Source organism: Chlamydia sp. 17-3921 (assembly GCF_902705545.1).
Taxonomy (GTDB): domain Bacteria; phylum Chlamydiota; class Chlamydiia; order Chlamydiales; family Chlamydiaceae; genus Chlamydia.
On record NZ_CACSHH010000013.1, the window covers coordinates 1 to 21,759 of the forward strand.

The window sequence follows — 21,759 nt, forward strand, 5'->3', positions numbered from 1 at the left end:
TTAAAAAATTTTTGGGATTTGTAAAAGCTTTTGGCCAAATATTTATAGGCGCTCCTTTCATATGATTTTTGATAGCGCGAAAAATTGTATAGGGAGTTAACCAATAAGATTCTTGTTTTAAAAAGTTTTGAAATGCTTGATTGTTGGAAATCATCGTTCTTCCAACACGTTTGTAATATTCTTTTAGGAACGACCATTTAGCGTTTTTGACCTTGATATAATGAACTGTAGGAAACTCACATAATTTGTGCATTTCTTGAAATTTATCAGAAGCGTTTGGAATAGAATTTGCTTCTGGAAGGTTTTTAAGAGAAAGGAACAGAGGATTAAGAGCAATTGATGAAATACTGTTATATGGGCTGCTATCTTCTCCTGTGTCGTTTAAAGGAAGAAGTTGAATAATTTGAAATCCAGAAGTTTTACACCAAGAGATTAGAGGAATAAGATCTAAAAATTCTCCGATGCCACAGCTATTTTGTGTGTGTAGGGAAAATAAGGGAACACAGATGCCATGCTTTGGTGACGTTCCGATATATTGCCAAGCATGTGATGTTGGAAGTTTTTCTATGCTGCTGTGAATATTCACAAGTTATGCTATATGATAAAGGCCAAGAGCATGAAGATCAGGAAGATTTCCTGATTGAAGTGCTTGTATCCAGATAAACGCATGTCGAGAAAAAAATGTAAGATACTGAAAAAGCTTTTCCCCATTAAGGTAATTCATACTTAAAATATCTGAAAGATAGAGTTGCTCAGAAATTTCTCCGTAACCTAGGATTCCTTTAATTCCAGATAGCGGAGAAGCGTTTACCGAAAGAGCAGCTTTAAAAATTCTTTCTCTAAAAACATTTTCTGGAAGAGGCCCTAACATTGTAGCAACAGCAAGATCTCCAGAATTTCCATCTTCTTCTAACTGAACAGGAACTTGAGTTTCGCTAAAGCGAATTAAACACGCATGATTTTTGTCTGGGGTAAGGTTGGTATGTAACATGATCCCTAAGGATTCTAAGAGTTGTTCGAATTGACTTTGCATTACTATGACCAGGGATAGGGTTTAGGGAAATCTGTTGCTTTAGGATAATCTTCATTATCTTTATTGATAGAATCTAGAGTGTTTAACATCATAGTTTTTAAATCTTGGCGTTTTTGTGCAGAAGCAAAGAGTCTAGGGGAAGTTGCTCCTAAGGCAACGACAAAAAGGTTAATTAGTGATGACATAGCTTCTCGATCGTTTCCGATAATCCCCTGCGTTTCTCTTTCGATTTTTGATGCTGAAGGAAATTTATCGTTGATGATTTTATGAAAAGTTTCTGCTACAACCTTAAAGTTTAAATCAGGAGAGATAGAGGCACCTTCTGCTTTTAGACTATCTAACATAGGAGAAACTTTTGTCTCGAAAAATTCAAAAGATGTCAAAACTGCTTGTAAATTGCGAGTTTCTGACATCATGACTTGAAGTTTTGCTGGAGCTACAGAAGGGCCATCAGATTTTAGGTCAGCGGCCATTCCTCTTAATAGGAATGAACTTACAGTTCCCATTTCTGCTTGATTGTAACGAGATTGAAGCATTGTCAGCAGTTGTTCACAAGAATGCACATTAGAAGTTACCTCGGTATAAAGACTTCTTAACCCTGTTGGAGAGGTATTCATAGCTTCAGCATATTCTTGAGAGGCGAATAAAATATTTCTTCCTCCTGTAACTTTTCTTCCCTCCCTTTGGAGAAGATTTTCACGTGCTTGTATTAAAGATTCTTTTAACGTTCCTTGTGAAGGTGGTGTTGTTTGTATGAGATAATCCAAAGCAACAGATTGGATAGTGGAATCTTTAAATTTATTAGATAAAAGTTCTAAAATATCTTCAGAAGAAGAGTCTTCTTTTAAATTATCGCGAACATTTCTTAAGTCTTGAGCAGAGACTTCAGAGTTTCCTTGAGAAAACTTGTCCGCAAGATCTTGATCAGCCTTTTCTTCCGCAGACCCTGCTTTTTTCTCTGCTTTTGCAGCTTCGCCCTTACGTCGAGATTCTAGGGTTGTAAATTTCTCTTCTTTCTTTTTTGTTCGAGTTGCTGCCGCAGGATTTGTAGAATCGGGAGCTTCTTTGACCATACTCATTTCTGAGCTTTCCTGAGATGCTATGACCTCTGCAGCATCCGCTGCAGCTGCCGCAGATTGAACTGCTGCAAGGTCAACTGCTTTTGAACCTCCTAAGCCTCCTGTGCCTCCAGCTGCCATATGCCCCCTAAAGAATACAAAGATCTATTAAAAAATCTGAATTCTTCCTAATGGCTGTATACGAATTTCTGGGAGAACTTCTTGATAAGAGATTACAGCAATGTCTGGGAATTCAGTCTCTATAAGTTTTCGTACATAGCGTCTGACATCAATTGCTGTCAAGAGTACCGGCGGTTGGCCTCCTGGAGGAGTCGGTGTGATTGTATTTCGCATAGATTTTAAGATCAAATTAACAGAATCTGGATCTAAAGCAAGGTAAGATCCTGCAGAAGTTTGTTTGATAGCTCCACGAATCATCTCTTCAATTTCAGGATCTAAAAGATAAACAGAAATTGCAGATTGACCTTGAGAGAATTTGAAACTGATGTATAGCTTTAAAGAAGAACGAACATATTCTGTAAGTAAAACAGTGTCTTTTTCTGTTTGGGCCCATTCACTTAAAGATTCTAGAATAGTGCGTAAATCTTTAATGGAAATTTGTTCTTGAACCAAGCGTTTAAAAATTTCTGTAAGTTTTTGAAGAGGAATGAGTCTCGTGACTTCTTTTACTAAATCAGGGAAGGAGCGCTCCATAAATTCAATCATAGAGCGTACCTCTTGAATACCGAGAAATTCTTGAGAACTTTTATGAAAGAAATAGGAAAGATGAAGAATAATTACTTCAAGAGGAGTCCAATATTTAATGGCAGCCTTATCTAAGATTGTTTTAGCATCTTCACTTACCCATGCAGAAGGTAATCCTGCAGCATTTTTATAAGTAATGAAAGGAAGATTATAACGATTAAGATTTTCTTCTATTTCATTTGTTAACAGATGATTTGGAGGAATTTTTCCTCTAACATAAGGAACCTCGTTGAGAAGAATCATATAATCATGGCTTTCAAGAGATGGGGAGTCTGTGCGAACATGTATTCCTGGATAACGAATTCCAATATCTTGATATAAAGCTTGACGCATTTTTGGAATCATATCATCGATAAAACTCTGACCAGATTTTGTCTTTTGTTGAATAAGCTTAGAGAGTTCTTTACCTAGTTCTAAGATTACCGGGAGTGTTAAAGTATAATCATCAGAATTTTCTGCTGTAGCTATGCCCTCGCTAGCTGCTCCGACAGTTGTTGATGCTCCACTGGCACCACCACCTTTTTTTGCGGAATTTTTTTTTGCTAAAAGAATAACTCCTAAGACTCCAAAAATCATGGCAAGAATTGCAAATGACCACAAAGGAAATCCTTTGAAGAAACCGACACCAAGAGTTGCAAAACCAGCAAGGAGTAAAGCTCTTGGCTCTTTGACCAATTGAGTAGAAATTTCTCGTCCTAAATTCGTATCTTTATCACTAGAAACTCGAGTAGTGACGATACCGGCTGTTAAGGCGATTAAAAGAGAAGGGATTTGAGAGACTAATCCATCTCCAATAGAGAGTAAGGTGTAAACGTGAGCTGCTTGTGCAAGATCCATGCCATGCATGGCAACTCCAATAGTTAACCCCCCAACAATATTGATTAAAGAAATCACAATTCCAGCGATGACATCCCCTTTTATGAACTTCATGGCACCGTCCATGGCTCCGTAAAGTTCACTTTCTTTTTGGATTTGAGCGCGTTTATCTCTAGCTTGAATTGCGTCAATCATTCCTGCACGTAAATCAGCGTCGATAGCCATCTGTTTACCAGGCATTGCGTCTAATCTGAATCGTGCAGCAACTTCAGCGACTCTTTCAGCACCTTTAGTAACCACAATAAACTGAATGATAGTAATGATTAAAAAGATGATAAATCCGACAACATAATTCCCTCCAACTACGAAATCTCCGAATGCTTGGATGACATGTCCTGCGTAGGCTTTTAGCAAAATTTGTCGAGATGAGGAAATATTAATTCCTAAGCGAAACATTGTTGTGATTAAAAGTAGAGAGGGGAATACAGATAGCTGTAATGCACTAGGAATATAGAGAGCTACCATCAATAGAAAGACAGAAACCGCTAGATTAATAGTAATCATAAGGTCCACAACTGCTGGGGGGAGGGGCATAATGATCATTAAGATCACGCCCATCATCCAGACTGCTAAGAGTAGGTCACTGGACTTGTTGATTAAATTTAGAGCAGCTTCCCCTCCAAAGGTTCTACTTACAAAATTGAGTAGTTTATTCATTACAGATTGTCGGGTTGTTGGTTAACATTTTTAGTATTGAGATTTTGCGCTTGAAGTGAGGTGATATAGAGAAGGATTTCCCCAATAGCTTCATACGTGGATTCAGGAATAAACTTCAACTCTTTTCCTTCATCCCAGAGTTGGTGAGCTAAGGGAACGTTTCTCATTATCGGAATATTATATTTTTCTGCTTCTGCAAGGATTCTTTTAGCCCGCAAGTTAATTCCCATAGCAATAATCCATGGGGCTTTATATTTTTCTGGCATATAACCAATGGCAATAGCAATATCTCTAGGATTAGAAACCACAGTACTAGCATGTTTGATTTGAGATGAAGGGTCTTCATAAGCGATTTCTTGAGCTATTTGACGTCGACGTCCTTTAATCTCTGGATTTCCTTCAGTATCTTTGAATTCTTGTTTGACTTCAAATTTTTCCATTTTAAGTTCTTTAGAAAAGTTAAAACGTTGGTAAACCAAATCGAGAACTGCAACGACAATAAAAAAGATTCCTATGGATGTTATTGCTTTATAAAATATCTGTTTAAAGATGTAGGCTGTAATAATTGGAGAAACGCCAGCGGTTTCTATGATTAAAGAAACACGATTTTTCAAAACTAAGTAAAGAATAAGAGCTGCACCAAAAATTTTAAATATCGACTTTAAAAGTTCTATTAAAGTTTTTATTTTAAATTTTTGTTTGATGTTATCGATAGGATTGAATTTCTTCAAGTCGGGTTTGAAAACTTCTGTAGAAAAAGTCGGTCCAACAACAAGAAACCCTACAATAAGTCCTGCAATAGCTACAGCTCCGAGTAGAGGAAGTGAGGTTGTAAGGATGAGTGTTAAGCAGTTTTTTAAATAAAATACTGCAAGTCTTGGATCGTGATTTATAGGAGCTTGTTTGAGAGAAGAGACAAGGAATCCTCCAAGATGTTGAAAAAAAAAGGAGGACAGGGAAAAGGCTAGAAACATTGATACAATGAAAGTTATAGCGGAAGGGAAATCTTGAGATTTCGCTACCTGACCTTTCTTTCTTGCATCTCTGAGTCGCTTTGGCGTTGCCTTTTCTGTTTTTTCACCCATGCCGTTGCCAAAATTTTATCGATAGGGTCGATATCAAGAATTGTTTGCAACTTACCGTATAACTGTGTTTTTCTCAAGAAAGAAGCCTAAGTTACTCAGAGATTAGATTTTAGGTTTAAATTCTTTTAAAGAAGAGTAGCTTGTTTTTTCCTATAGGAGAAATTTTGTCAGGAATTTTTAGATACGCTATGATTCTTGAATCATGGCGAGAAGAAACTAATTCATCTCCCAAATTTGAATTTGCAAAAATCCAAAATATTAGATAGGTTATGAGTCATACAGAATGTGGAATTGTTGGATTGCCAAATGTCGGTAAATCTGGGTTATTTAATGCGTTAACAGGAGCTCAGGTTGCTTCTTGTAACTATCCTTTTTGTACAATAGATCCTAATGTTGGCATCGTTCCAGTAGTAGATAAACGATTGGAGGTTCTTGCGGAAATTAGTCAGAGTCATAAGATTTTATATGCTGACATGAAATTTATTGATATTGCTGGTCTTGTCACAGGGGCTGCTACTGGTGCTGGCTTAGGAAATCGATTTCTTTCACATATTCGTGAAACACATGCTATTGCTCATGTCGTTCGATGTTTTGATGATTCTAATGTAACTCATGTTTCAGGAAAGATAGATCCTGCTGACGATATTGCTGTTATTAATTTAGAATTAATATTAGCAGATTTTGCTTCCGCAAAGAATATTTATGGAAAACTTGAGAAATTGGAAAAAGGAAAAAAAGAAAGTAAGGGGGTATTACCTTTATTAGAAAGAATTATCGTTCATTTAGAAAAAGGTGAACCTGTGCGCTCTTTGGATATTACTCAAGAAGAGCGCATTTTCCTGAAAACTTATTCTTTTCTTACAATGAAACCCATCCTTTATGTTGCGAATGTTGGAGAAGAATCTTTACCTAGTATGGAAAACGATTATGTTGCTGTCGTAAAAGAGATTGCTGCTCGAGAAAATGCCCAAGTTATTCCGATTTGTGTTCAGATAGAAGAAGAGATAGTTTCTTTACCTGTGGCTGAACGCCAAGAATTTCTACTTAGCTTGGGTTTAGAATCCTCTGCTTTACAGAAATTTGTGAATGCTGCTTACAATACGTTAGGTTTAATTTCTTATTTCACTACAGGTCCTCAAGAAACTCGAGCATGGACTATTTCTAATGGAGTTACAGCTGTTGAGGCTGCAGGAGAAATCCATTCGGATATTCGGAAAGGATTTATTAGAGCAGAAGTTGTTACTTTAGAAGATATAATTGCTTATCATGGTCGTAATGGTGTTCGAGAAGCTGGAAAATTGCGAGTTGAAGGTCGCGATTATATAGTAAAAGATGGAGATATTATTCTTTTCTTACATAATTAAGATATTGTTTGAAAGAAAGCTTTAGCTTGAAGAATGTCTTTTTGTATGGCGTGTGCTAATTCTGTCTTAGAAGAAAATGTTTGTTCTGCCCTGAGATATTTTTTGGGAATAATAGATACCTGTTCTCCATAGAGATTTCCAGAAAAATCAAAGAGATGGGCTTCAAGATATAAGCGATATCTTTTTACCGTAGGAGCTTCTCCTAAATTCATAATAGCGGGGTATTTCAAGTTATTGTGGTTTACTTCACAAGCATATACTCCATAGGGGAGCAAACAATTTTCTTTAATCAAATTCAGTGTTGCAAAACCTAGACTTGAACCTATACCATTTCCAGAAATTACTTGGCCGGAAATTTTATAAGGATGTCCTAAATAAAAATTAGCGGTTTCTAAATCTCCAAGAGAAAGTAAACTTCGGATTTTCTGACTAGATACTGTTTGTCCTCTGATTTGAAAGAGTGGAACTTGGATAATCTCCATATTCAAACGTTTTCCAAGAGGCTGTAAAGTTTCTATATTATCAACACCTCCTTTTCCTAAACGGGAGTTATGACCAAGAATCAAGCGCTTACATTTTAGTTTCGAATGAACTTCTGAAATAAAGACCTCTGCCGATTGGTTAGCAAAGTCTTGAGTAAAAGAAAGAATATTTAAGAGGTCTATTGGAAAGGCTTGTAATAGTTGTAGACGCTCTTTTTTCTCTGTTATTAATCTTGGAGAAGTTGATAAGATCTTCTGAGGATGAGGGTCAAAAGTGATGATTCCTGAAGTTCCTGGATACGAGGTTAATATGGATAACAGTTTTTTATGACCTAAATGACAACCATCAAAAAAACCAATAGTTACAGAATCAATAGGAAAATCAGTTGCTAGACTATAAAAGATTTCCACGGGCATCTCTAAGGTAAGGCAAGATGTTAAAATTAGGGTAATCTAAAAGTTTACCATCAAAACACTGATCTATTGAGAAATTCCCACTACGTAAACGTCTTAGTTGTTCAAGATAAGCTCCACAACCCAACATATTTCCTAATTCATGAGCTATACTACGGATATAAGTTCCCTTACTACATTGAACAACAAAATGAAGAAGAGGATATTCATATTTAGTAATTTGCAAGTTTACTTGAACTGTAGAACATTTTCTCTCTATAGATAAGCCTTGTCTCGCGTATTCATAAAGTTTTTTCCCTTGTACTTTCTTAGCTGAAAACATTGGAGGAATCTGCTGAATCTCTCCTTGGAAATAACCTACTGCAGAATGAACTTCTTCTAAAGAAGGAATTTTTTTTGATCTACCGACAACCTTTCCATCACAATCAAAAGAGTCTGTTGTAGTTCCTAGGTGAGCTACAGCTTCATATTCCTTATCTTCAAAGAGTAAAACATCAGATAAGCGAGTGAAGCGTCGTCCTACTAAAATTACCATGACACCTGTAGCAAAAGGATCTAAAGTTCCTGCATGACCTACTTTTTTTTCTTCTATTAACTTTGTAAGAGCTCGAATAAGACTAAAAGAGGTTCTTCCTTGAGGCTTATCTACAAGAAGAATGCCTTCTTTGAGTTCTGTTGCAAGTTTCATGGCGGTATCTTTAATATTAAATTTTCATTAGAACACTTTATAAATTAGAGTCTCATTCTCGAATTTTCCAGAGTAGACTTTCTATACGGTCTTGAGGGGAAAAGATATCTTCAAGATAAAAGTTAAGTTCTGGAAAATACTTAAGAATAACTTTTTTAGATGTTTTACAAGCTATATAACCAGCAGAAATCTTTAAAGCTTCTAGAGTTTCTTCTATAGAAATTTTTTCTTGAGGCATAATGGATACGTAAACTCGCGCAGAACGAAGATCTTTGGATAGAGAAACTCGAGTTACTGTAATCCAATGATTGGAAATTTTAGGATGTTGAACATCTTTCAGAATAACTTCAGCAATAGATTCTCTTAGAAGAGAGTTTACTTTTTGAATACGTCTGTTACCTATCATAATATTGTGTACTACAGTGTTTGCGGATGGTAAATGATTTCATAGCATTGTAAGATATCACCTACCTGAGCTTGCTGATAACCTTCTAAAAGAATCCCGCATTCTAAACCTTTTTTCACTTCTTTAACGTCTTCTTTTACTCGTTTTAAAGATGAAAGGGTTCCTTTCCATAAAACTTCTTTATTTCGTGTTACACGAACTTTACTGTTTCTTGTCATGGTTCCATCCATAACTAAGCAACCATAAATTGTTCCAAGTTGAGATGACTTGAAAATTTCCTTGATTTCAGAAAAACCAGAATCTTTTTCTTCTGCGATAGGATCTAAGAGAGCAGTCATCATTTCTTTAACAGCATCTACTGCATGGTAGATAACTGTAAATAGCTGAATTTTAACCCCTAAGCTTTTGATTAAAGGTTCTGCATGACTTTCTATTCCTATATGAAATCCGATAATAGTCGCTTTTGATGCAGCTGCTAAACGTATATCTGATTCAGAAATTTCTCCAACACTATGAGATAAAACTTCTGCATTAACCTTATCTGATTTGATTTTAGAAATAGAATTAGTAAGAGCTTCTATGGATCCTTGTACATCGCCTTTAATTATTAGTTTTAACGTCTTTTTATTTTGTAACATTGTATCAAAATTAGGTCGCTTCTTCTGTAGAGCATAGCGTTGCTGACCAGCTAGTCTAGCCTCTATGATTTCTTTCGCAGCTTTTTCATTTTTAACAACAAAGAAGGGATCTCCTGCTTTAGGAATATTGGAAAGCCCTGTGATTAACACTGGGGTAGATGGACCTGCTTCTCTCATGAGGCAATTGTGCTCGTCATGCATAGTTTTAACTTTTCCACAACAATCATTGAAAACTAAGGCTTCTCCAAGATGTAATGTTCCATTTTGAATCAATACGGTTGCAATGTGTCCCATACCTTTATGAAGCTCTGATTCAATAACAAGGCCACGAGCTCTTGCTTGTGGATCAGCTTTCAACTCAAGTACTTCTGCTTGTAAAGCTAGCATTTCTAAGAGCTCTGAAAGACCTTCTCCTGTTTTTGCTGAAGTATTTACTGTAACTGTTGCTCCTCCCCAAGCCTCTGGAAGAAGGTTGATTTCAGAAAGTTGTCTGTAGATTGTTTCAACATTGAAGTTCGGCTTATCACACTTATTGATAGCAACAACAATGGTAATATTTGCAGTTCGTGCATGTTCTACAGCTTCTAAAGTTTGTTCTTTTATGCCTTCATCTCCAGCAACGACAAGAACCACGATATCACAAACTTCAGCACCTCGAGCTCTCATAGCAGAAAATGCTTCGTGGCCTGGAGTATCCAATATAGTAATATCTCCTACTGGTGTGGAACATCGGAAAGCTCCCATATGTTGAGTAATAGCTCCGGATTCAATAGCTGCGATATTACTCTTTCTTAAAGCATCAATGAGAGTTGTTTTCCCATGATCAACATGACCCATGAAAGCAACAATAGGGGAACGGATAATAAGCTTTTCTGGAGGCGTAGCTTCAATTTCTTCTTTTACCGTATTACAGGCCAAACAAAGCTTATCTTTTTCAGAATAGTCAATATCTATAGTACAGCCAAACTCAAGACCAATAAATTGTACCGTAGTTTCACTGTCTAAAATATCGTTAACAACATAGGTCATACCGTGAATAAAAAGTTTCTGAATAAGCTCAGAAGATTTTAATTTCATTTCTGCAGCAAGATCTTTTACTGTGATGGGTAATGGAACCTTAATATGTGTTGGACGTTGAATTGTATATTCGTCATAGTGTTTTTTAACTTTCTGAGTCCGCTTTTTTCTCCAGCGATCTTCTTCACTACCCTCATTAAGACCGTAACGATCTCTTCCTGTAAAAGCTTTTACACCGTCATCTTTTTTTATTCGGTCTCGAAAATCTGACAGGGGTTTTTTCCCTGGATCTCGACGAGGAAATGGACTTGAACGATTAGCTTGGGCAGGCTTATTATCGCGATTAGATTCTAAGTCCACAGGGGATGATTTTGGTGTTCTTGGACTAGTTGTTGAAGATTCTCTAGAAGAAGTTTTTTCTTCTTTGGTTGGAGCCTTAAACGTTTTTACTAATAAGTGATTAACATGTTTTCCTGTAGGACCAAATTTAGATTTAATCATTACCACGCTTTTAGGTTCTTCAGGAACCGGTGGAGGTGATGGCTCTATTTTATTATTATCAGGCAATTGAACTTCTACATTTACCATTTCTTCTGTTGTTTCATCTGGTAAGGGGCTTTCTTCCTGATCCTCAATAGAAACAAACTCTGAAGAAGAGACTTTATCTTCCTTTGTAGGCTGAGAAAGAGGTTGAGTTTCTTCTAAGAAAGAAGAGCGATTTTTTGCACGAATACGACGAGGAACTTGCTCTACAGCAGGGGTGAGTCCAGATTCTTGGGCTGTAGAGTTTGCTAATGGTGTAGAAACTTTTTCTTTAGCTATAATTTTCGCCGAGGTCTTTTCATTAGAAACCTTAGATTCCGAAGACCCTGCTTGTGCGAGTTTTTGTTTTAGCTTATCTAAACCTGCAGCTTTTGTTAGCTGAGCGTTTTTAATTTTCAGTTTCAGGTTTTTCGTCAACTTTGTCTTCTCCATATTTGCTGACTTGCTCTAGGATTTTATAAGCAAGTTCTAAACATATTCCGGGAACGGATGCCAGATCATTAGCACTCGCTAACAATACCTTTCTAATTGTATCATATCCTGCATGTTCCAGGTTTTGGACTACAAGTCTATTAATACCCTCTATTTCTAGAGGTCTATCTAATTGAGGATTATCAAACTCAGCCAACTGTAAACGTTGGATTTCTAAAAGTTTGTTGTATTCACTCATGCGTTGAACTTCAAGCTCGTAATTCAAAATTTGACTAATCAAACGAGCATTAATTCCTCTCTTTCCTATTACAGTAGCATAATCAGCGTCATTAACTACGATAGCTATAACTTTATCATCCTCTAAAATTGCAATTTTTTGAATTTCTATAGGATAAAGTAAGTTTTGCAATAGTTCTGTAGTAATAGAAGAGTAGTTTACAATATCTATTTTCTCATCATTCAATTCTCGAATGATATTCTTTACTCGAGCTCCCCGCATACCAACAAAAGCTCCTACAGAATCTGTTTTAAAATCAGAAGAACTGACAGCTAGTTTAGTGCGATAACCAGCTTCTCGAGCTATTTTAACTATGCTTACAGATCCCTCTTCTAATTCAGGAACCTCTTGCATGAATAATTGCTTAACGAATTCTGGGTGACTCCGACTAAGAATGACTTCTGCTCCTCCATTATCGGATTCCTGAACTTCATAAAGCAGAGCATAAATTTTATCTCCAATCTTATGTTTTTCTGTTTTAGGGTAAAAACGAGCAGGCAAGATGGCTTCAACCTTACCTAAATCAACAATTAAATTAGATCCTTTAACAAATCGTTTAACAATGCCAGAAAAGATTTTATTTACATGATGACGGTACTCTTCATAAATAACATCCTTTTCTGCATGACGTAACTTTTGCCCTATAATTTGTCGTGCTGCATGAGCTGCGATTCTTCCAAAATTTTCAGAAACAAAAGGAACATCCATATACTGTCCAATTTCGCAGTCTGGATCAAATTCGCGAGCTTTATCTAATGGAATCTCTTTACTAGGATTCAAACAGATATCAACAATTTCTTTCTCACAGAAAACTTCTATATCTCCTGTACGAGAATTAATATTTACAGAAATATTAGCATCATCTCTTAAGGTTTTTTTTGCTGCTATTTTTAAAGCCGATTCAATAGCGCTTATAATTGTCGCGCGTTGAATGCCTTTTTCTTTTTCCATATAATCAAAAATAGCTATAAGATCTTTGTTCATTGCACACCTTTTATAAGCAAGGAAATCAATAGAGTGATAATGAGAGGATATGTCTGCTTAGAAAAATATCCTCTTACTTATGGAAATCGTTAACTTACTACTTTCCTTTTCTTTTCCTTTCTGTCGAGGTATATGAATCAAAATCCAAACCACCTTTCGAACTAGTATCTCTTTTTCTATTGAGATGTTGATCAGCTGAATATTCTTTAATTGAAAGGGATACTTTTTTATGATCTGGATCCAATTTGATCACCTTTGCGTGTACAACATCTCCAGTTGAGATAATATCTTCTATTTTTGTAAAAGGCTTTTCAGAAAGTTCCGAAACATGAATCAACCCTTCTATACCGTTTTGAAGCTCAACAAAGGCTCCAAATGCTGTGATTTTTGTTACAACTCCAGAAATATCGCTTCCCGCAGGAAACATTTCTTCAATTTCATTCCAAGGATTAGAACTTAATTGTTTAACTCCGAGAGTAATCTTTTTACTCTCTTTGTCTACAGATAGAATGATAGCCTCTACAATGTTGCCTTTTTTAAACAACTCTGAAGGGTGAGTTACTTTTTTTATCCAACTCATATCAGAAATATGAATCAACCCTTCTATACCCGGCTCTAATTCTACAAAGGCTCCGTAATTTGTGAGATTTTTAATTTCTGCTTTTACATGAAGTCCAATAGGATATTTTTCTTCAATATTATCCCAGGGGTTGTGCTCGGTCTGTTTTAACCCAAGAGAAATTTTACCTTCTTCCTTTTGAATAGATAAGACAATAGCTTCGACCTCATCACCTTTATTAACAACGTCACTAGGATCTATAACATTCTTCACCCAAGACATTTCAGAGATGTGGATAAGCCCTTCTATACCTTCTTCGATTTCAATAAAGGCCCCGTAGGGGAGAAGTTTAACAATTTTACCTGTAACACGCTTTCCTGGAGGATATTTTTTCTCAATATCTTCCCATGGATTGTGTTCTTTTTGTTTTAAACCTAAAGCTACTCGTCCTTTTTCTTTGTCTACACTCAAAATAACGACTTCAAGCTCTTGATTGAGCTCAACCATTTCAGAAGGATGGCGAATGCGTTTCCATGTCATATCTGTAATATGAAGAAGGCCATCGATACCGTCTAGATCTAAAAATACTCCGAAATCTGTGATATTCTTAACAACACCTTTACGATGCTCTCCAATTGTGATTTGTTCAATAAGCTCAGCTTTTTTAGAAATTCTTTCGGCTTCTAATAATTCTCGCCTAGAAACAACAACATTTCTTCGTTCAACATTAATTTTTAATATTTTAAACTCACAAACTTTACCAACATAATCATCAAGATTTTTAATTTTCTTATTGTCAATCTGAGATCCTGGAAGGAACGCTTCCATTCCAATATCAACAATAAGACCACCTTTGACTTTGCGGGAAATTTGCCCCTTAACAATAGAACCTTCTTCACAATGAGCTAAAATATGTTCCCATTGACGTTGTCTTGTAGCTTTTTCTCTGGATAAAACAATTTTGCCTTCGTCATCTTCAGCCTGATCTAAATAGACTTCAACCTCGGCTCCTAGAACTAAGCCTTCTGAAGAATCTATGAATTCTGACATGGGGATAACCCCTTCAGATTTTAAGCCGACATCAACAACAACGAATTCCTTATTAATATCTACCACTGTGCCTTTTAGGATGGCGCCGGGCTGTATTTCGTTATTGGACTCATCATCACTCGAAGTAATTCCGTGTGCTGTGTAAAGTAGGTCTTTGAATTCGGTAACGTCTTCAGTGAGGCATTCTATGTTATCCAGAATTTTTTTAGATCCCCAAGTATATTCAGCTTGTTTCGGCATTTATTGTTATTCTCCTAAAAACTACAAAGTCAAAAAAGACAGTGTAAATATAAACCTTAAAAAAGGCAAGACCTCGCTTACGCAAGATATTTTATTCTATTTGTTTGTCGCATAAAAAATTTTTATTTATTTTGAGTATTTCCCAAAACATGAAAAGGTGTTGATAAATGTCTCATTCTCCAATAATTATCGTTGGCTCTGGTCCAGCAGGGTATACTGCAGCAATTTACGCTTCAAGAGCTTTGCTTTATCCGCGTCTCTTTGAGGGTTTTTTTTCTGGCATTGCCGGAGGGCAACTAATGACCACAACAGAAGTTGAAAATTTCCCAGGCTTTCCTGAGGGAGTTTTAGGACCGAAATTAATGGATAACATGAAGGCTCAAGCTATACGGTGTGGGACAGAAATACTTTCTAAAGATATCACTTCTGTCGACTTTAGTGTGCGTCCTTTTGTTTTGCGATCCAATGAAGAGATTTATACATGCGACGCATGTATTATAGCTACAGGTGCTTCTGCAAAACGTTTAGATATTCCTGGTGCTGGGGATAATGAATTTTGGCAAAAAGGTGTGACTGCTTGTGCTGTTTGTGATGGAGCTTCTCCTATTTTTAAAAATAAAGATTTATTTGTTATAGGTGGCGGAGACTCTGCTTTAGAAGAAGCTATGTATTTAACTCGTTATGGTAAGCAGGTGTTTCTTGTTCATCGAAGAGATGTTTTAAGAGCGTCAAAAGTAATGGAGAATAAGGCAAGAGCAAATAATAAGATCACTTTTTTATGGAATAGTGAAATTGTCAAAATTTCCGGAGATAAATTAGTGAGATCTGTAGAAATTAAAAATAATTTAACTCAGCAAATTGAGACTCGGGAAGCTGCTGGGGTGTTTTTTGCTATTGGCCATCAGCCGAATACTGATTTTTTAGGTGGCCAATTAGAGATTGATGCAGGTGGCTATATTATTACTGAAAAAGGAACGAGCCGAACTTCAGTATCAGGAGTTTTTGCTGCAGGAGATGTTCAAGATAAATATTACAGACAAGCTATTACTTCTGCTGGAAGTGGTTGTATGGCAGCTTTAGATGCTGAAAGATTTTTAGGTTAAGGCAATAGCTACTGCTGTGGCATATTCACGACTGTGGCTAATAGAAAGAATTACTTTGGTTATCCCAGTTTTGATAGAAACAAGAGGATTTAGGTAGACCTCAGGTTGATTTGAAATTTTACGAATTTCTACATCCTTCCACTTAACTAGGCTGCCAATGCCTGTCCCCAACGCTTTAGCAACAGCTTCTTTTCCTGCAAATCGAGCTGCAAAGGAAGGGTAGGGATTAGCCCTTTTTAGACAATAAGCTTGTTCATTTACGGTAAAAAGTTTGTCTAGAATACGTTGGCCGTAAATTTCTATAGCCCTACGAATTCTTTGAATTTCAATGATATCTGTGCCTATATGGATTATTTCCATGAAGTTTTTATTATGCTTGAGGAAGAGTCTTTTGAATTAAGGAAAAATAGGTTGTCGCTGTTTTAATAAGTGCATATCCGATAGTTGCTCGAATTACAAAGATAATTGCAGAGTGAGAAATAAATTTCCGTAAAACCATTGAGAGTAAAAGCATGGCTATTAAAACAATAAATCCTTTCGAAAAAAAGGAGTTCTTTAAATATTTTTGTGTTGAAATTTTTTTTGAGATAAACTGTTCAGCAAAAACATGTTGAGTTTCAGCAATTTTTTGCAAAATACATTTATATTTAATAGAAGATAAACCCCATGCAAGCATAGATAGCAGTAAACTAGTGACAAATGAAAAAGGGGAAATAAATATATCAGAAACAGCTTTTAAAAGGAGTTTTGTTCCTACAACAACCCAAACGATGCCTGGAAGTAAAGTTAGTATATGATTGAATTTTCTCGCCATAGTTTGTTGCGCTTATTTTAATTGCTTTATTATACGCTTGTTGTAGATTTTATTGCTATTTTGGATTGTCGTTGTGGTTAATATCGCTGTAATATACTGGAATTTTTCAAAATTTTTATGGGTATCTGAGCGTTTGTCTCTTCAGTTGACTTGGTATGGTCTTTTTTTTGTTTCTGGGATCTGTTTAGCATATTTTGCTGGAGCTCGTCTTGTTTTGTCTCTTTATAATACAAAGAACCCTTCAAGTTTTTCAAAAAAAGAAGTGCAAAGAGCTTTAGAGAATTTTGTATTATATTCTCTATTTTTTATTATTGTTGGAGCTAGACTTGCCTATGTTGTATTTTATGGCTGGCACTTCTATGTGCAAAATCCTCAAGAAATCCTTAAGATTTGGCATGGAGGACTTTCTAGCCACGGCGCGATTATAGGATTGCTTTTGTGGGTAGCTATATTTTCTTGGACTTATCGAAAGAGAATTTTTTGGTTAACTTATTTGTTTCTTACAGATTTATGTGGTGCAGTCTTTGGTTGTTCTGCTTTTTTGATTCGTTTGGGAAACTTTATGAATCAGGAAATCATAGGAACACCCACATCTTTGCCTTGGGGGGTAGTTTTTTCTAATCCTGTGCAGGGTATTCGAGGTATTCCTGTACATCCTGTTCAATTATATGAAGCTATAGGTTATCTAGTTTTATCCCTGTTTCTGTATATACTTGCTTATAAGCGGTTTCTTAAGTTGGGGCGCGGATGGATAACTGCTGTAGTTTGTTTAGGGGTGGCCTTGATTCGTTTCTTTGCTGAATTTGTTAAAACTCATCAGGGAAAAGTTGTGAATGAATGCTCTTTACTTAGTATTGGTCAGATTTTATCCCTCCCTCTATTCTTTTTTGGAGTGGGTTTGTTAGGAGTTTGCTTCATGAATTATAAAAAAAGACAAAAAAGGTTTAATTCAAAATAACTGGCTAGTATCACAATTCTCCTATGAGAGATAAATAGATTTATGGTATTTTCGCTTTTTTGATTTAATTTTTTAGAGTTTATCAGATGAATAAACGTACTTTGCTGTTTGTCTCATTAGTAGGAATGGCTTTTGTTGGTTGTCAAATATTTTTCGGTTATAAGGAATTTAATTCTTGTAAACAGCTTTCCGAAAAACAACAGAAAGTTTCTGAACAACTTCTTTCTTTAACAGAGGCTTCAGGATTAAGTGTTGTACCATGGAATTCTTCTGATAATCCTAATAATCAGCTAAACCAATACGCTATTCGTATAGGTGATAATTTGCTATTACCGAATACAGGTAATGTGCCGAACGTAATTTATTCTGTTGGTGAGCCTTGGCAATTTATTGACCAAGCGCAGTCTTTTGATAATGTCCATATAGCGTTGTATAGTCAGAATAATTCTGAGATTTTTTCTGAAAATGCAGGGAAGGTTTTCTTACCTTCAAGTGATGACGCTTTGTCTATCTTGGGTGTTGAATTTCGTAACAACAAAGCTCCTATAGTTTTTCTTGGGGAATATAAACAAGGTAAAGTTAGAAATAAAGAAGGGGATATTTTTGGTACTTCTATTATTTTTTGGCGATCTGGAAATAGATATATACCTTTAGGTGTATATGATACTCGCAAAGAGAAGCTGAATTTTATAGATTTACCTGTTACTAGGGCTGTGATTTTTGAAGAACAGAGTGATACTAAGAATTCTTCTGGGTATGAGCACCTAGTCTTATCTAATGACTACATGCAGATTCTTATTTCTCAAGAAAGTGGTTCTATTGTAGAAATAAATCTTCCGTTTGTTTCTACAAATGAAAAGAGCATAGTAAATGAAATTGGTTTTGATCGAGATTTGCTAGAACAAGATTCTAGGCAGGCTTCTTTCCCAGGAGTTATTTCTATGACTTCTCAAGGGAGTCGAATTTCTCCTCAAATTGGTGGTTTCTATCCTTTATTACGAAGAGGTATTCTTAGTGGTACTATGAAGCCCATACCCATGGGTTATCACGCTCTTAGTATTGTCTCTGGACGAGAGTTGTCTATTCCTGTAACTTCTGGATATCGTATAGTGACTTTTTCTCCTAAGACAATTCATTTAGAAAGTTTAGATAAAAAATTTCAGAAAATTTATAAATTACCAGAAGATTCCTCTTCTCAACCCTACGCATTTGAAGTGGAAATCGTGTCGTCTAATGATAATGAAGATATTTGGATAACTTCGGGAATCCCCGAGGTAGAAATAATGTCCAATACTTTTATTCCTATGATAGGATGTCAAGTTCAAAAGAAAAATAAAGGAACATTAGATAAAGCAAAGCTTCCTAAAATTAAAACACCTTTTCTTGTGCAAAAAGGAACTCACCCTCGATGGATTTTGAATTCCAATGGATATTTTGGAATAATCCTGACACCGTTAACATCTACTCCTTCAAGCTATGCTTCCCTATATCTTCCAGGCTCTGTATTGCCAACACGTTTGTCTGTTTTGAATCCTAAAAACCAAGCATATCCAGCTTCAAAGTATCCAGGGTATGAGGCTCTTTTGCCTTTGCCTAAGACTGCTGGAAGTTATAACTTCTTAGTTTATGCAGGACCATTAGCGGAGCCTTCTTTGAAAGCCTTAGATAAAGCTTTCACTAAACCTAGTGGAGAGAATCCGAATTATTTGTCATGCATTTCATTGCGAGGTATTTTTTCTTTTATTACAGCACCATTCGCTTCGCTGTTATTTGTTATTTTGAAATTTTTTAAAATGATATCAGGCTCATGGGGAATTTCAATAATTTTATTAACGGTTTTTTTAAAGCTTATTTTGTATCCTTTGAATGCTTGGTCAATTCGTTCTATGCGACGGATGCAAATTCTTTCTCCTCATATTCAGCAAATTCAGCAAAAATATAAAAAAGAACCGAAACGAGCTCAAATGGAAGTCATGGCCTTGTATAAGGCTAATAAGGTAAATCCTATAACAGGATGTTTTCCTTTATTGATACAACTACCTTTTTTAATAGCAATGTTTGATTTATTAAAATCTTCATTCTTATTAAGAGGAGCATCTCTTATCCCTGGCTGGATAGACAATTTAACAGCTCCAGACGTGCTGTTTTCTTGGCAACATCCTGTTTGGTTTATTGGAAATGAGTTTCACTTATTGCCTATTCTTTTAGGTCTTGTTATGTTTGCTCAACAAAAGTTAACAAGTCTAAGTAAAAAAGGAGTGATGACAGATCAACAGCGACAGCAACAATCTATGGGAACAGTTATGGCAGTGTTGTTTACTGCAATGTTTTATAACTTTCCTTCAGGGCTGAATATTTATTGGCTTTCTTCAATGGTCTTAGGAATTATCCAACAATGGGCTACAAATAAAGTATTAGATAGTAAACATCTTAAAAATGAAATTACCTTAAATAATAAGAAAAAACATCGGTGATACTGAAAAAAACCGAGATATGATAATACGAGCTATTTAAATGAGCTTATAATTTATGCGAGCATGGGAAGATTTTCTTTTGCTACAGGAAAAAGAAATTGGAAGCAGTACTGTAGATAAATGGCTGCGATCTTTAAAGATTTTGTGTTTTGATGCTTGTAATTTATATCTCGAAGCTAAAGATTCTTTCCAAGTAACTTGGTTTGAAGAGCACATACGGCATAAGGTCAAAGCTAATCTTATAAATAATAATGGTAAATTAATTCGCGTACACATTACTTCTGTAGATAAAAGTACACCATTCAAAGAAAAGCAAATACAACAAGAAAAAACCTCGTATTTCACTATGCAATATGGGAATGTACTTCCAGAAATGTCATTCTCTAGTTTTCTTGTAACTGCAGAAAATGATCTTCCTTTTCGAATTTTGCAAGAATTTACACAAATTTCTTCAGATAGTAAAAGCCTTTCATTCAATCCTATTTATTTATTTGGGCCTGAAGGGGCTGGGAAAACTCATTTAATGCAAGCCACTATTCACATGCTTCGGGAGTTTAGTAATAAGGTTCTTTATGTTTCTTCAGAGCTATTTACAGAGCATCTTGTTTCGGCTATTCGCTCAGGAGAAATGCAACGATTTCGAGCATTTTATCGTAGTGCAGACGCCCTATTTATAGAAAATATAGAGGTTTTTTCTGGGAAAAATGCTACCCAGGAAGAGTTTTTCCATACTTTTAATTCTTTGCATACTGAGGGAAAACTTATAGTGATATCTTCCTGCTATGCTCCGGCAGATTTAAAAGCAATGGAAGAAAGACTTATTAGTCGATTTGAATGGGGAGTTGCAGTTCCTATTCATCCTCTAGGAAAGGAAGGGTTGAAAAGTCTATTAAAGAGACAAGCTGAGTCTCATGGAATTCGTATTCAAGAGTTGGCTTTAGATTTTCTAATTCTTTCTTTATCTTCTAATATAAAAACGTTACTTCATGCTGTTGGATTACTTTCTAAACGTGTTGTTTATAAAAAATTATCACAACAATTACTTTATGAAGACGATATTAAAGTGCTATTAAAGGATGTTTTAGAAATTGCAAAAAGTGTTCGTCTTACTCCTACAGGAATTATCCGAGCAGTATCTCGTTACTATGGTATAACACAGGAAAGCATTCTTGGACGTTCTCAATCTCGAGAGCATGTGCTCCCTCGTCAAGTGGCCATGTATTTATGTCGACAGCAATTAGCGTTATCTTTTGTACGTATCGGAGATATTTTTTCTAGAGATCATTCAACAGTGATCTCTTCGATACGACTTATTTCTCAAAAAGCAGAGGAGAGGGATAATGATGTTCATGCTGCCATTCAAGATATTTCTAAACATTTAATGACTACTCATAAAAGTTTAGATTTCTTACCAAAAGAAGAAGAAATCAAGATATAGTAAGTGTCAGGAGCGTGACTCTTTCCAACCAATTCTTATATGCATAAATAGCCAAGACAGTCCTGCGGCAAGTAAAAGCACTTGGAGAGTTAAGGCAAAACCAATACTCCCAGAAAGTACAACTCCGCTGTTAACTATAATGACCAAGCTTACAAGAGATGCAAGAATTAGCCCTAAAGCAAGTAGAATAGGTTTAATGAATTTCCAAGAGCAAAGAGATTGGGGTCGAGTTGGAACAATTGTTGGTTGAACTTGAGCAGGCCGAATAGCTGATGAAATTTTTTTCCCTATACTACCGCTTAGATCACTGAGAGTGTGAACATTTCCCATAGGACCTTTCCACTTCCCGAACTCGTGAGCTTTTACACTCATAATCCCCCCTTTTTAAAGAAAGAATAAGCTAG

The 21,759-nt window shown here is 35.9% G+C and carries 19 protein-coding genes; 5 read left to right on the forward strand and 14 right to left on the reverse strand.

All coding sequences use genetic code 11. The annotated features are described in order from the left end of the window. The 5 genes from JMS40_RS03290 to sctU form a co-directional block, all read right to left on the reverse strand. A partial coding sequence (locus JMS40_RS03290; RefSeq protein WP_201456857.1) for a 4-alpha-glucanotransferase occupies window positions 1-586 on the reverse strand: 586 nt, incomplete at its 3' end. Window positions 587-589: 3 nt separating this feature from the next. After that, window positions 590-1,033, reverse strand: coding sequence for a CesT family type III secretion system chaperone (locus tag JMS40_RS03295; protein ID WP_201456858.1), 444 nt, complete (start codon window positions 1,031-1,033; stop codon window positions 590-592). Window positions 1,034-1,035: 2 nt separating this feature from the next. After that, window positions 1,036-2,232 carry a type III secretion system gatekeeper subunit SctW gene (gene sctW / locus JMS40_RS03300; protein ID WP_201456859.1) on the reverse strand — a complete coding sequence of 399 codons (1,197 nt, stop codon included), beginning with the start codon at window positions 2,230-2,232 and terminating at the stop codon, window positions 1,036-1,038. A 27-nt stretch (window positions 2,233-2,259) separates the two neighbouring features. After that, entirely contained in the window at window positions 2,260-4,389 is a 2,130-nt protein-coding gene (gene sctV, locus JMS40_RS03305; protein WP_201456860.1) for a type III secretion system export apparatus subunit SctV, read from the reverse strand. Further along, on the reverse strand, window positions 4,389-5,474 hold the full coding sequence (sctU, locus tag JMS40_RS03310) for a type III secretion system export apparatus subunit SctU (RefSeq protein ID WP_201456861.1): 1,086 nt from the start codon (window positions 5,472-5,474) through the stop codon (window positions 4,389-4,391). The genes sctV and sctU overlap by 1 nt, the downstream gene beginning before the upstream one ends. 269 nt (window positions 5,475-5,743) lie before the next feature. Between sctU and ychF the strand changes: the two genes are divergently transcribed. Next, the gene (ychF, locus tag JMS40_RS03315) at window positions 5,744-6,838 is read left to right on the forward strand and encodes a redox-regulated ATPase YchF (RefSeq protein WP_201456862.1); all 1,095 of its coding nucleotides are present in this window, start codon (window positions 5,744-5,746) and stop codon (window positions 6,836-6,838) included. Here the strand turns inward: ychF and JMS40_RS03320 are convergent. The 6 genes from JMS40_RS03320 to rpsA form a co-directional block, all read right to left on the reverse strand. Then, window positions 6,835-7,731, reverse strand: a complete 897-nt coding sequence (locus JMS40_RS03320) for a bifunctional riboflavin kinase/FAD synthetase (protein WP_201456863.1) — start codon at window positions 7,729-7,731, stop codon at window positions 6,835-6,837. The genes ychF and JMS40_RS03320 overlap by 4 nt on opposite strands. Then, window positions 7,715-8,422 carry a tRNA pseudouridine(55) synthase TruB gene (gene truB / locus JMS40_RS03325; protein WP_201456864.1) on the reverse strand — a complete coding sequence of 236 codons (708 nt, stop codon included), beginning with the start codon at window positions 8,420-8,422 and terminating at the stop codon, window positions 7,715-7,717. Before truB ends, JMS40_RS03320 begins: the two co-directional genes overlap by 17 nt. 52 nt (window positions 8,423-8,474) lie before the next feature. Beyond that, window positions 8,475-8,828 carry a 30S ribosome-binding factor RbfA gene (gene rbfA, locus JMS40_RS03330; protein ID WP_201456865.1) on the reverse strand — a complete coding sequence of 118 codons (354 nt, stop codon included), beginning with the start codon at window positions 8,826-8,828 and terminating at the stop codon, window positions 8,475-8,477. Between the two features lie 11 nt (window positions 8,829-8,839). Further along, entirely contained in the window at window positions 8,840-11,458 is a 2,619-nt protein-coding gene (gene infB / locus JMS40_RS03335) for a translation initiation factor IF-2 (RefSeq protein ID WP_201456866.1), read from the reverse strand. After that, window positions 11,415-12,719: a transcription termination factor NusA gene (gene nusA / locus JMS40_RS03340; RefSeq protein WP_201456867.1), complete on the reverse strand. Its 1,305-nt coding sequence runs from the start codon at window positions 12,717-12,719 to the stop codon at window positions 11,415-11,417. The genes infB and nusA overlap by 44 nt, the downstream gene beginning before the upstream one ends. A gap of 97 nt (window positions 12,720-12,816) precedes the next feature. Then, on the reverse strand, window positions 12,817-14,568 hold the full coding sequence (gene rpsA, locus JMS40_RS03345; RefSeq protein WP_201456868.1) for a 30S ribosomal protein S1: 1,752 nt from the start codon (window positions 14,566-14,568) through the stop codon (window positions 12,817-12,819). A 167-nt stretch (window positions 14,569-14,735) separates the two neighbouring features. Here rpsA and trxB point away from each other — a divergent pair, with 167 nt between their 5' ends. Continuing rightward, window positions 14,736-15,671 (forward strand): thioredoxin-disulfide reductase, encoded by a 936-nt coding sequence (trxB, locus tag JMS40_RS03350; RefSeq protein WP_201456869.1) that lies wholly within the window; start codon window positions 14,736-14,738, stop codon window positions 15,669-15,671. On the opposite strand, the gene acpS is transcribed toward trxB, so the two are convergent. Both acpS and JMS40_RS03360 read right to left on the reverse strand, forming a co-directional pair. Then, window positions 15,663-16,031 carry a holo-ACP synthase gene (gene acpS, locus JMS40_RS03355; RefSeq protein ID WP_201456870.1) on the reverse strand — a complete coding sequence of 123 codons (369 nt, stop codon included), beginning with the start codon at window positions 16,029-16,031 and terminating at the stop codon, window positions 15,663-15,665. The genes trxB and acpS overlap by 9 nt on opposite strands. A gap of 10 nt (window positions 16,032-16,041) precedes the next feature. Then, window positions 16,042-16,485 carry a hypothetical protein gene (locus JMS40_RS03360; RefSeq protein ID WP_201456871.1) on the reverse strand — a complete coding sequence of 148 codons (444 nt, stop codon included), beginning with the start codon at window positions 16,483-16,485 and terminating at the stop codon, window positions 16,042-16,044. An 82-nt stretch (window positions 16,486-16,567) separates the two neighbouring features. Between JMS40_RS03360 and JMS40_RS03365 the strand changes: the two genes are divergently transcribed. From JMS40_RS03365 to dnaA, 3 genes are all read left to right on the forward strand, one after another. Next, entirely contained in the window at window positions 16,568-17,443 is an 876-nt protein-coding gene (locus JMS40_RS03365; protein WP_201456878.1) for a prolipoprotein diacylglyceryl transferase, read from the forward strand. 86 nt (window positions 17,444-17,529) lie between these two features. Beyond that, window positions 17,530-19,917 (forward strand): membrane protein insertase YidC, encoded by a 2,388-nt coding sequence (yidC, locus tag JMS40_RS03370; protein ID WP_201456872.1) that lies wholly within the window; start codon window positions 17,530-17,532, stop codon window positions 19,915-19,917. A gap of 55 nt (window positions 19,918-19,972) precedes the next feature. After that, entirely contained in the window at window positions 19,973-21,355 is a 1,383-nt protein-coding gene (gene dnaA, locus JMS40_RS03375; RefSeq protein ID WP_201456873.1) for a chromosomal replication initiator protein DnaA, read from the forward strand. Window positions 21,356-21,361: 6 nt separating this feature from the next. Here the strand turns inward: dnaA and JMS40_RS03380 are convergent, their stop codons facing one another. Continuing rightward, a complete protein-coding gene (locus JMS40_RS03380) occupies window positions 21,362-21,727 on the reverse strand; it encodes a hypothetical protein (RefSeq protein WP_201456874.1) in 366 nt (121 codons plus the stop codon). Window positions 21,728-21,759: the final 32 nt, after the last annotated feature.